General features: G+C 28.2%; 12 protein-coding genes and 1 pseudogene. 3 read left to right on the top strand and 10 right to left on the bottom strand.

The features are described 5' to 3' along the window. Positions 1-24 precede the first annotated feature (24 nt). The 3 genes from K8354_RS07015 to K8354_RS18665 all read right to left on the bottom strand — a co-directional run bounded on the left by K8354_RS07015 (position 25) and on the right by K8354_RS18665 (position 2,203). The gene (locus K8354_RS07015; RefSeq protein WP_223446686.1) at positions 25-810 is read right to left on the bottom strand and encodes a helix-turn-helix domain-containing protein; all 786 of its coding nucleotides are present in this window, start codon (positions 808-810) and stop codon (positions 25-27) included. A 392-nt stretch (positions 811-1,202) separates the two neighbouring features. Further along, the gene (locus K8354_RS07020; protein ID WP_223446688.1) at positions 1,203-1,997 is read right to left on the bottom strand and encodes a DUF6090 family protein; all 795 of its coding nucleotides are present in this window, start codon (positions 1,995-1,997) and stop codon (positions 1,203-1,205) included. Positions 1,998-2,068: 71 nt separating this feature from the next. After that, positions 2,069-2,203, bottom strand: coding sequence for a hypothetical protein (locus K8354_RS18665; protein WP_302850525.1), 135 nt, complete (start codon positions 2,201-2,203; stop codon positions 2,069-2,071). Between the two features lie 201 nt (positions 2,204-2,404). Here K8354_RS18665 and K8354_RS18670 point away from each other — a divergent pair, with 201 nt between their 5' ends. Both K8354_RS18670 and K8354_RS18805 read left to right on the top strand, forming a co-directional pair. Continuing rightward, positions 2,405-2,527 carry a hypothetical protein gene (locus K8354_RS18670; protein ID WP_302850526.1) on the top strand — a complete coding sequence of 41 codons (123 nt, stop codon included), beginning with the start codon at positions 2,405-2,407 and terminating at the stop codon, positions 2,525-2,527. Between the two features lie 4 nt (positions 2,528-2,531). Then, positions 2,532-2,711, top strand: a complete 180-nt coding sequence (locus K8354_RS18805; protein ID WP_223446690.1) for a helix-turn-helix domain-containing protein — start codon at positions 2,532-2,534, stop codon at positions 2,709-2,711. Between the two features lie 792 nt (positions 2,712-3,503). On the opposite strand, the gene K8354_RS07035 is transcribed toward K8354_RS18805, so the two are convergent. From K8354_RS07035 to K8354_RS07045, 3 genes are all read right to left on the bottom strand, one after another. Beyond that, a complete protein-coding gene (locus K8354_RS07035) occupies positions 3,504-5,861 on the bottom strand; it encodes a DUF2357 domain-containing protein (protein WP_223446694.1) in 2,358 nt (785 codons plus the stop codon). After that, complete coding sequence (locus K8354_RS07040) at positions 5,858-7,507, bottom strand: McrB family protein (protein ID WP_223446696.1); 1,650 nt, start codon at positions 7,505-7,507, stop codon at positions 5,858-5,860. Before K8354_RS07040 ends, K8354_RS07035 begins: the two co-directional genes overlap by 4 nt. 656 nt (positions 7,508-8,163) lie before the next feature. Further along, entirely contained in the window at positions 8,164-8,475 is a 312-nt protein-coding gene (locus tag K8354_RS07045) for a thioredoxin family protein (RefSeq protein ID WP_223446698.1), read from the bottom strand. 435 nt (positions 8,476-8,910) lie between these two features. Between K8354_RS07045 and K8354_RS07050 the strand changes: the two are divergent. Beyond that, positions 8,911-9,084, top strand: a pseudogene (locus K8354_RS07050) (transposase family protein); the annotation flags it as partial. A 111-nt stretch (positions 9,085-9,195) separates the two neighbouring features. Here the strand turns inward: K8354_RS07050 and K8354_RS18600 are convergent. From K8354_RS18600 to K8354_RS07065, 4 genes are all read right to left on the bottom strand, one after another. After that, entirely contained in the window at positions 9,196-9,852 is a 657-nt protein-coding gene (locus K8354_RS18600) for a nucleotidyl transferase AbiEii/AbiGii toxin family protein (protein ID WP_367890428.1), read from the bottom strand. Then, on the bottom strand, positions 9,837-10,187 hold the full coding sequence (locus tag K8354_RS18605) for a nucleotidyl transferase AbiEii/AbiGii toxin family protein (RefSeq protein WP_254713045.1): 351 nt from the start codon (positions 10,185-10,187) through the stop codon (positions 9,837-9,839). The genes K8354_RS18600 and K8354_RS18605 overlap by 16 nt, the downstream gene beginning before the upstream one ends. Positions 10,188-10,189: 2 nt before the next feature. Then, positions 10,190-10,783, bottom strand: coding sequence for a DUF6088 family protein (locus K8354_RS07060; protein WP_223446699.1), 594 nt, complete (start codon positions 10,781-10,783; stop codon positions 10,190-10,192). 360 nt (positions 10,784-11,143) lie between these two features. Beyond that, the gene (locus K8354_RS07065) at positions 11,144-11,809 is read right to left on the bottom strand and encodes a uracil-DNA glycosylase (protein WP_223446700.1); all 666 of its coding nucleotides are present in this window, start codon (positions 11,807-11,809) and stop codon (positions 11,144-11,146) included. Positions 11,810-11,833 lie beyond the last annotated feature (24 nt).

The raw sequence follows: 11,833 nt of genomic DNA on the forward strand, positions 1-11,833 counted from the left end.
TAAATAAGATAGAATTGTATGAGACTAACCTTTCAGTATTTTTTTAAATTGACTAGGCGTTATTGATAATTGCTTTTTGAAGATTTTATTGAAATGACTTTGGTCAAAATAACCATTATCTAAAGCAATATTCCTTAATTTATCTTCAGAGTTAACTATTTCTTGAATAGTATGCTCAAATCTGATTTTTTCAAGATATTCAGACAATTTGTAACCTGTTTTCTCTTTAAATTTTCTGATAATATAATTGGGGTGCAATTGAAATTCTCGTGCAAATTTATGTAATGATATATTTTCTGTTGGATTGTCGTTAATATAATCTATAACATTATTAATCCATTTCAATTTACCTTTCACTTTATTGCACTCAAAATAATCTGTAATGGTTTCATAGCATTTTAAATCAATAATATCTTTATCCTCATTTTGATTTATTGAAACAAGAAGTTTAGAGATGCTAATGGATATTTGTTTTTCAAATTCATTTGTAGGAAGTTGGATGTTGTTTATTGAGGTAAATAAATCTGAGTTTCTTAATTCTAAATTGAGGCAACTATTACTATTTGTGTTGAACACATTTGAATGTTCATACTCGGCTCTTCGATAAAGTAAAGTTCCTGAATTTACAATACTTTTGCTATTACTTTTTTCCGTATAATTTCCTGATAACAGCAAACATAAATATGGTTTGTTGTGACTATGATTAGGAATTATTTCGTCCTTATTATGATGAGTTATTGAAACATTAAAGTTTTCAGTAGTGATGTTTTTTTGTTTTACTCCATAATATATGTTCTGTTTATTGTTCATTTTCGATTAAGCCCAACAATTATATAACCTCATTGCTGTTATATCGTATATAGTTATAATTGTCACATTTTTTTTTAAATCTTTGTCGATCTTTGTAAATGTAGTGAAATCAATTTGATTTTTCCGTTGACTTTAAAAATTCCGAAAAGTACAAAAAACAGCTATTTGCGAGTTTTAAATACTCCCAATCGTTTAAAAAGTTGTTTTCTAATTAAAGAATACTCAAAGCAGAACGAATTTGTAAGATTGCGAATTATTAAGAGTCACACAAAAACATTGGTTCCTCCCCTTATCCTTCCCAATGGATTAGTCAACAAGGCATATAGGAGCCTATACCGAAACACGGCGCAGGTCGGCACACCATATGCTTAGTTATTGTACTTTCGTTGTTTTTATTTTTCCAAATATTTTAAAATTGTTTTCGCCTTTTGGGTATAGCGTACCAAGTCATTTCTTATCAGTAATCTATAGGCACCAATCAATCCTATTTGTGTTTTTAAATATTTATTATTCTTCATTTCATTCCATTCTACATTATATTTCCATGAATAATTTAATTCTATAGAATTGTTCCCTGCAAAATAATCTCGATTTAATAGTGGGCTATGGAATTTTGACATTTCATCCCGATAGTCATACCAAGCGGTTTTAAGGATTCGGTTTTTAAAAAGTTCAGCCCAATTATTACGAATATAATAATCATCTAGTAGTCTTTTTAACTCAACATCATTAAATAATTGAATGTTATTACTGTTTATTAAATCATTATATGTTGCAGATATTACAGTTAAATTTGGAATAAATCCAGTAAAAATGATTGACTTCATAAGTCTAGAAGTATCTACCTCCATCAAATTATTATCCAAAAAATCAGCAAGGTAAAATCCTTCTGTTTCGGCTGATGTATTAATCGTATTAAGTCTCTCTAAATTTTCTAAATCTTTTTTTAGGTCAACCTTTAAATTTTTTAAATACGATTTTCTTATACGAGTGTTCTTTCTTTCCTCATTCCAATTATTAACCTGAAGTGCCAATAAAATTCCAATCATCACAAGAACAATCTCACCAATTACATATTTAAAATACCTGCCTGCGGCAAAGGCAGGCTTTCCAGTTTTGCCTGCCTGTCCGGTAGGCAGGTTTTCCATAAGCAAGTTTTGTCTAATTTTTCTAAAGAATTTTATCATTGTTTAGCGGTTTCTGGTAATGAAGCACAACCTTTTGGCTATGCGCAGTATTGATATATCGCATTTATGTTTTACGTTTTAAAATTAGTCTTTTCTAGTAAACTATCCCAAGGACTTTTTATGTTTTTCCTTGTTATTTTAATTTCTTTAATATCAGGAAAAGTATTCATAATTCCTGCGATCTGTCCTATTGCATCTTGCATCATAAGTTTTTTTTAAAAAATTCAAAGTCAATGTTTTAAATGATTTTAAGAATTTCTTTTTTTCTATAGTTTTTTTCTAGTATTATGTCATTCAATCCCTATTAGGCTAACATTTTTAAAAAATTGATAAACTCCACGCTCAAATCCATTTATCTAAATTATTTGTTAGTTTCATTTTGTTAACAATAATAAAAACTCATAATTATGATTACAAAAACAATACAAATTACAGAAGTTTCAATTGATGAATTAGCAGATAAAGTTGCTGATAAGTTGTTGCTAAAAATTGAAGATTATTTAAAAAAAAATAGCAAAAACCAAAAATGAAGAATTGCTGACGAGGCAAGAAGTAGCAACTTATTTAAGAATAAGTCTTGTAACAGTTAGTTCTTGGTCTAAACATGGCATAATAAATCCCATACGTATGGGAAATAGAATATTATTCAAAAAACAAGATATATTAGATGTATTAGAGAAACAATCAATAAATAAAAAAAAGCGGCAAATATAAGTGCCTTGCTTCATCTAACGCACAAAGTCACTTTTTTCATAGCACATCTTTTTTCTTTTAAATAAAGGATTAACAGCGCAAAACCTTTATCTCTCCCCTGCTCTAATTGTTTATAATAAAGACTAAAACAAAAGATAAAAATACAGAATTTAATGCAGCCATATCATATGTGTTAAATAATGCTATTGGGGTTCTGCACCAAATTTTAGTACTGATTATACTTTAGCTTTATGAAGCAGAGGAAACTTATCAAGTGCTCAAAATAAAACTACTTATTTGACGACAGCAGAAAAAGTTAGTTTCTGTTTGGATGATAATTCAGCGGAGGGAATGCAAACGCTGATAAAAAAGCGATGTTGTTCGTGTAAAATCCTAACAAAAAAAGAATCAACTTTAGATGGTGCTGATAGATTTGGAACGCAAACAGTTTCAATACCAAGTAAAAAATTTCAGGTTTAGATTTTTCATAATTAAATCCTGTTTTCGAATATAGCTGAAAAATGGCATAAAATAATTCTCCTATTTCTCATTGGCATTATCCATTTTTTAGTTGATTCCTAAAAATTTCCTTCAGCCTTTTGCTAAGTAATATAATTAATCCGATCAGTATCTATTTTAGAAATAAATTAAAACTGTAGGGTTTCCCCTAAATTAATAGAAATGTCTGCATTCATTTTTTTAGTAAACAGTATTTTTTTGGTCGAAAAAGAAATATTTCAACGTTTCATCAATTCATTACTATTTTGTTATCAATTTTAACAAACTTAAATCGAAGTGTTTACGTAATAAAAGTTAGTGAAATTCACTAATTAGAGAAGATAAAGGTTTTAACTCGTTTTCTTCCATAAAATGTTGATGAGGATAACGATTGGAACACGTTAACTTTACATTATTTGGTAGTTTAAATTCAACACAAGTAAAATCTTGTTCGTCTTTAGACCACGAAATTGTAAATTCTATATCCCTTTTAATTAAAATTTTATAAAGTAAATAGGAAGTTTCATTTGTAACATACAAAGCATTATTAACTTGTTGATTTTTAAAAAAACATAAGCCTCTTAAACTAGTATATCTAAAATTAAAAAGCGGAATTTCAATTTTAGTATCTATTTTTTCTGTTTCATTTTCTAAATTAAAAATAAGGTAGTGCTCTAAATTTAATTTCCAACTTACACCCGTATCTTTAAGCTCTTTTTTGTTGAGTATTTCCCAACTTTTTACTTTTTTTAATAGGGCTTTAGAACTTTCAGGCATGGTCAATAACAAATAAGAAACATTATAAATGCGACTATTCCTGTCTTTTATAAAAGGAAAATAATACCTGTTTTTCTTCTCTACATAGTCCAAACGCTTTTGAAATTCATTTTTTTTCAAACGCCCAATGAGTACACTTTTATCAAAAGTTTCTCTTTCACCTAAATATTGTTGATAGTGCATTCCAACAAATCTTTGCACCTTGTTTTTAGCTGTTTTATCAACAAGCATATTTCCTATATAATTTTCTAATAATCCCGATTTTGTTGGCAATAATGGTAGGTCTTTAAAACCATTATTTTCTTTTTTTAATTGATTAAAATTAGTATCTTTTAGATTTGAGGGATATAAAATTATCGATTTTAAATTTCTTTGGTTGTTTTGTTTTCTTGCATTTTTAATTTCATCTTGTTTTATGAACTCCTTAAAAACCAATAAAGGATTGTCTGTATATTTAGAGTTTTCAGCGTATTTGCTACTGTCTATAATTTGATAATTAGGATAAAAATGAAACGAAAGAAGGTTCTCTTTTTTCGTTACAAGCGCTATAGTAGTCAAAGATTTTTCTTTCTTATAATGTAAAGAGATTTCTTTATGCTCTTTGCTTGTTAATTTTATAGTAGTAAAATCATTAAGACACACATTAACTTTGATTTTTCCATTATGCAAGCCTATTACATTTTGGTTTTTTATCTTAAAATTTGAAGATTCTTTGATGATGTCAATAATTTTAAAAAAACACCAATAGGCATATAAATCATCAATCTTATTATAGTTTACTGTAAAAAAATCATCCTTTGAAGTTTCAAAATCATTTTCTAATAAGCAATAAATTTGTAAAAAATCTTTGTATCCAGCTGCTTGGGTTAAGGTTGATGAAAAGTAAGTTTCTTTTTCAAAATCACCAACTTTGGTAAATGGTATATTATTTAAAACAGCATGCAATCTACCCGTGTAAGTGGTAATTTTTTGAATTACTTTTTCATTGTTAGAGATGCTGTTTTTATGTAAATCTTTTTTTAAATCAGTCAATCTTATAATTATTTGATGACCCATATATTTTACAAATCTGTTTTCATAATTATCGTAGCTTACCTTTTTTTGTAATGTTAAAGCATGAGAAAAATATTGACCAGAAATTAATTCAATACCATCCTCTTTATTATTTGAGATATACTGTGTGTTTTTATTGAGCCATGTTTTATTTCTTGACGAAGATTTTCTTACTTTATCTATTTGTTTTACTTCTTCTTCGGTGATAATATTGTGTTTAGGATTTCGTTGAATTATTTCAAAACTTTTTATCAAATCTTCAAATAAAGCATCTAAAATAAACCACCACTTCGTATGAGAAGTATTGCCATTAGGTTTTTGTTTTATTTTATTATAAAGGTTTGTTAACAGGTTATAAATTAGTTTATAAACTATTCTAGAACAATCCTTTTGTAGCAATTTATAGTCTGTCTTATAATCTATTTGTTTAGGAAAAACCTCAAAAGATAGTTGTAAAACTTCTTTGCCATTAGGCGATAAAATTTTAATTTCATGCTTCCCTATAGCCCCGTCAAACGATAATTCTATTTCAAGAGTTCTTATAGAATGTAACTTTTTGCTCAATCTTTTAGAATACGCTACAAGTTCGTTATCAAGCCAGAGAGAATATTCTTTTGGATGTTTTATAGGATTTAAAATAGCCATGCAACTAGCAACTTGCCAATCGTATAAATAAATTTTTTCTGAATTTTCTACAGACTGTTTTTGTCCTAAAATGCTAAGCTTAAAGTTTTCTGTTACTATTTTAGAATCCTCTAATTTTTTATTTTCTGATGTGGTAACATCAAAGGTTCCATGATTTTTAATAGCATAACGATATTTTTTTGTTTGATTTTTTATCATACCCAAAAAGAGGTAAATCGATTTTCATCAAAGCGTTCTAACATAAATATTAATTTTTCTGTAGATTTTGGATAGTTTGATTTTTTTAGAATTGATTTTTTATTTTTTTCTAAGTATTCTAAATCTGGATATGAGGTGGCTACTTCTTCATTGGCGAGCAGGTTTAATAAGCCAATAATTACTTTTTGAGTACGGGTAGAACTGCCATGTACCCTTGGTAAAATTTTTTGCATAATTTGAAAGTCAATAGCTTCTTCTTGTTTAAGCAATTGCTCTTTTTTTGCATAAAGTACATAAAAAATAATCTCATCTCTAACTCTGTACGCAAAATGCAGGTTAGCAATTTCCAGTATTTTATTCATTTTTTTTAACATTTCAAGCGCTTCTTCAACTTGTAATTTGTCTGTTTTTGTGAGTTCTATACTTGCTATATATTCACTTTTTAAATTGGCATTTGTAAAATTTGTAAGCTTGTCAACTTTTTGTTTTTGTTTACGAATCCAGTCTAATTCTACTGTATTCATTTCAATAGAATTGGCTCTATCAAGCACTTTTCTTGAAAAAGGATAGGTAGTCTCATCCATGTTTACAGTACCTATTAAGTATAGATTTTCTGGCCAATAGATGTCATCATATAAAAAAGCGTTGTTGGCATCTTTTAATTGATTTTTTAATAGTAAAAAATCGGTTTTAACTTCATTGGTTTTTGTTCTAAAACGGGTTTCTACAATACTTAAAAAATCTGCAAAATAATGTTCTACTCTTGCCAAATTCATTTCATCAAGAATAAAAAAATGGGGCTTATTAATATCTTCTTTTGCCTTTATAATGGCTTCTGTAAGTGGTTTAGAAATAAAGTTTCCTTGTAAAGAAGTGTAACCAATTAAATCTGAAGCATCCGTCCAATCGGGTCTTACAGGAATTTGAATTACTTGATCTTTACTCATGCCAATTGCTTCTGCAAATAGTCTTGGAAGCTGTGTTTTACCAGTACCCGAGATACCTGCTAAAATTACAAATGGTTTGGTTTTTAAGGATAGATAAAAATTGATGATTTCACCTTTATTAAAATAGAATCCCTTTTGTTCTATGTAAGTTTCTATATGGTCTAAATGAGATTTTATATTTAAAGAAGTAGTAGCAGTTAGATTGCTTGATTCAGCTTCGGATATTTTCTTTTCAATATTTGATTTACAGGTATCAAGAATTTTGATAATGCTTTCTTTATTACTTAATGTTTTGAGTTGGTTGATGTTTATGAGGATATTTTTTTTATCAACGATACTTGTACTATTGTCATGTATGCATTTTGCTTCATTATTTTTGATAGAATTCCATTCCCAATTATCTGGTATTGTTAGTATTTTTAAAATTTCAAATCGGGTAATTGAGTTCCACTTACCATCAATATTATCTTTAAAAAGTGTATCTCCTTGTTGAATATTAGATGCTATCTCTTGGGTATTCGATTTTGTAAATAAAACCCACCTACTCTCTTTATTTACAATAAAAACATAATCATCTAAAGTGAGATTTTTAAATTTTTCTTCATTCCAATAGAAGTATTTATCGTTATGACTAAAAAGTTTTTCTGCATTTTTTGCTGCTGCGCTTTCTATTTCATAAACTATAACTTGTGCTGTCATTTAAGGTATTTTATTTTAAGCTTCTTTTTAAAAAATTTAGCGTTAAGGTATCATCGTTAATCAACCTTTTAACTTTTTACAAAAGAATTTTGTTTGTTTGAAGTGAATTTTCTAGGTTAATGGTATATCGCTTGACTATGCAATCTAGGAGGAAATAAAATTCACTGTAATTTTACTTAAAAATAGCTATTATATAATTTTTAATAATTATCTATTTAAAAAAAAATGTGGTTCTCAAAGGTAACAAATAATAACGCTTTCTCATAAAATTTAAGTGCTTAATATCTTTGCGTAACGTCTAGATTTAAAATTAAGGTTATAAATTTCATTATTTAGGCAATAAAAAAAGACAGTATTTTCAAACAGTCTTATTTCAGTTTTGTGTTGTTTTGGAACTACTGGCAATGTTTATGTCTATCGAAAGTTGCGTGTTTGAGTGCGAGGATTTTCCGAAGAAAAATCAGAAGCTAACAAACAAAACAACTCTCATTGGTTAAGCTAAAACTAGCAATTTTTTATATTCGGATAGCACAAGTATTTTATAAAGATTTCAATTGTTTTAAAACATTTTCAAGTTTAAACATTCTACCTTTCAGTGTTTTAATTTTAATTCCGTTTTTGTCTGCTAAGATTAAAGAAGGTAAAGCTTTCGTTTCCTATTTTTTTTCAAATCTTTTATAATCTTTATTCACTTTACTATTTATATCAATTACATTGGGCAAGTCAATTAAGAATATTATTAGATTTTGTTCAGCATACTCTTTAAATTCCGAATTTTCAATTACGTTCTTGTCCATTTTTTTACAAGGAGCACACCATTCACTTCCTGTTAAAATTATTAGAATCTGTTTATTTTCCTTTTGTGCTAATTCTTTTGCTTTATTCCAATCCGTAATCATTTTCACTTCTTGCGAAAATCCAAGTTGAACTAAGTATAAAAAGTATATTGTATTTATTAAGTTTCTCATTTTCTTTTTTGTGCCTAAGGTTCTAACAAAGGATTAATTGCTGCGTTGAAGCACTAAACTTAATAAATAAAAACTAACAAAGAAAATTCACGAGGATTTTAGTAAGTAAACAAAAAGCAAAAAAATAATTTTATAGGGTGTTGGCTTTTTGTCTTAAAATTCACTTTATCTTTCGAATTAAACATATTTATGCTTTATTTCCTCCAAATATTTCTTACTTAATTTCAATGTATTGATATAAAACATTGCCAAAATAATTAATGAAATTAGTATAGAAAAAATAATAAATAACTCCATACTTCAGTGCAAACGCATTAAAAACCATAATAATTGTATTTATATTTTCCATTTAAATTATTGTAAATCAATGATTTATTTATTGTTTTTGTTGCTTTAAAATTGTATACTACATTGATAATCAGTAATTTATATATCTTGAAAACAACAAACAAACTTAAGACCATATTTGGTCAAATACCCGATTTTAGACGCTCACACAAGCAGCTTTACGATTTAGAAAGCATCCTTGTTATTGGAATAATTTCAGTGATTTGTGGTGCAGATAGTTGGAATGAAATGGAAAACTATGCACAATCCAAAGAAGATTATCCGTATCAAAACTTGCTAGTTTAGTAGATAATTCTAAAATTTTACTGTAATTGCTAGAATCGTTGGCTAAGGTTCTTTCTAATTCCTGCCTAATTTGTTTTTCTTCCATCATTACATTGTTTTAATTCTGGCGTTTAATTCGGCTATGCGTTCCATCATTTTGCTAAATGATAGAGTATTACCATAAAACATACTTTCTTGCATGGTTTTATAATCTTTCTCCCAATCTTTAATTGTTTCCTCTGGTGGTAGAATGTTAATTAATTGAGGGTTATGGTTTGCGTAGTCAATTCCTCTTATTGCATTGAAATTCTTTCTGTGTGCTACAATTGTATTGTATAATTCAATAGCTTTCAAAGCTTCTGTGCCATGAATTGTATCCATTAGTTTTTCTAAATCATACAGATGACGACTCATTCTTTCTACTCTTATAAACTGAGTGTCTTTTTGAAATTCCTCATGCAATAGGAATATCTTCTCCAAAAAGGTTCGTTTAGGAGAAACAACAGGTATTGTTATTTCTGTTTCTGCAAAGGGAAGTTCTCTAAATTCCTCAGAAACCATAGAAATAATGGCTTTGTTTTCTATAGGCTCCATTAAGGAACGTGCGCCAACTTCTATCAATACTCTTGGTCTTAAATAATCGGATGTTTCTGTTAAAGATTTATATCGTAATTCAATAATTAATAGATCATTGTCTGTCTCTTTTGTTTCTTGGACAACTAATTCATAATCTTGAACACCTAGTTTAATTAAAACCTCATTGATGTCTTTATAAAATCATTACCAATAAAAGAACAAGATGCTTTACGTAATTTTTTTACTTGAGTTTTACTTAATTCACCTTCAAAGCCTAAATGTTTTCTGTCAATTACTAAGTCAATATCTTCTGAAAAACGTTCAATTAAATTCCATGCTTTACTCAAAGATGTTCCTCCTTTAAAAACAATATATTTTGAATACGGCAATGAAAATATAATATTCAATGATAAAGTTACCCACCAATCTTTTTCAACTGCAGAAGATGGAAGCCCAGTTTTTTCACTGACTTGATTGAATATGTTCAGTTTATCTTTTTCACTAAGTTTTATAAACGTTTTCATATTTAATTATTCTTCAGGATTTTTGATATCCAAACAGGAGCTAGTTTAGCATCATGTTCTACAATTTCTGGTTTTGTTTTTTCAAGATGTATTTTAATTCTTTCTAATTGCTTTGTTGTTACATTGTCTTTTCCAATTTCCTTAAGCGCTTGAATAATTAAACTTGTCATTTCTCCTTTTACTGCTAAGTTTTTTGGAGATGTTCGCTTGAGTTTTATTGTTCTTTTACCAACTACTATACTTCTTGGAGCTCCGTCAGTTAAGAAAACAATATTCATTGGAATTTGAGTTGATAATCCTAATTTATTAAGGGCTGTTGTTCCTGTTGGAATAATTCGTGCTTTATCTCGTTCTGCAATTGCAAGGGCTATTTCTTCTATCGTAGGATATAAAACTCCTAAAAGTTTGTCTTGTTTTGGGTATAAATATATTCCATGAGCTAGTCTTACTAAGAACTTTTTGTTTTCAAGTCTTAATAATGATTTTTTCACAACTTCAACATTTCCTATATCATCAAAGTTAGATGGGAATAGAATACTCCCTCTTTTCATTGATTTTATTTCGTTTTCAATTTTAGTTTGAACTGATTTAGTCATTCCTCACTTATTTATGTCCCAAATTTAGCAATTATTTGGGACAGTTATTTGATTTATGTTGAATATTATTCTTGGAGAGGGCAGAGTTTTAAAAGTACTTGAACGCACGGCTGGCTTTTTTTTCGCTTGTGGCTAAGGCTGTATATAAGTATTGTCGATATATCACATAAATGTTCTCTATTTGAAAAATAGTCTTTTCTAGTAACCTGTCCAGAGTACTTTTTATGTTTTTTTATGAATGTATCCAAAAATGAAAGTATATGTAATGAAACTGGGCCAGTAAGAAATCTAAATATTCTGTTATGATGACTTTTTTATTTTAGTCTCGGTAACGCATTACACAATTTATAGGCATAAAAACTACCAATCAATTTCATTTTTATTTTTAGATTTTAAAAATAAATTAGTTTTCGAAAAATGCTCATTTCCAAACCAATACCCTCTATTAGCACTTAAAGGCGATGGATGTCCGGATACTAAAATATGATGTTTATTTGTATCAATTAGTTTTAATTTTTTCTTTGCAAATCCGCCCCAAAGAAGAAAAACCAAATTTTCCTTTTCATCAGAAATTTGTTTGATCACCGAGTCTGTTAAAGTTTCCCATCCTTGTTTTTGATGACTACCAGCTTCGTGTGCCCTTACGGTTAAAGTAGCATTCAACAATAAAACACCTTGTTTCGCCCATTTTTCAAGATTTCCACTTTGTGGATATTCCTTCCCTAAATCCGTAGAAATTTCTTTAAAAATATTTTTTAAAGAAGGCGGATGCGTGATGCCATCTTTTACTGAAAAGCACAATCCATTTGCTTGGTTTTCCCCATGATATGGATCTTGACCAATAATAACTACTTTTAAATCTTCTAAGGAACAAAAGTCAAATGCAGCAAAAATATTAGATTCTTTAGGGTAACATGAATTATTTTGATACTCTAATTTCACAAAACTAGTGAGTTCTCCAAAATAAGGTTTCTCAAATTCTAATTGCAAAATATTTTTCCAACTATCAGCTATTTTTACTTGCATAGTTTCTTATTTTTGTAAGAATTC

Source organism: Polaribacter litorisediminis (assembly GCF_019968605.1).
GTDB lineage: Bacteria > Bacteroidota > Bacteroidia > Flavobacteriales > Flavobacteriaceae > Polaribacter > Polaribacter litorisediminis.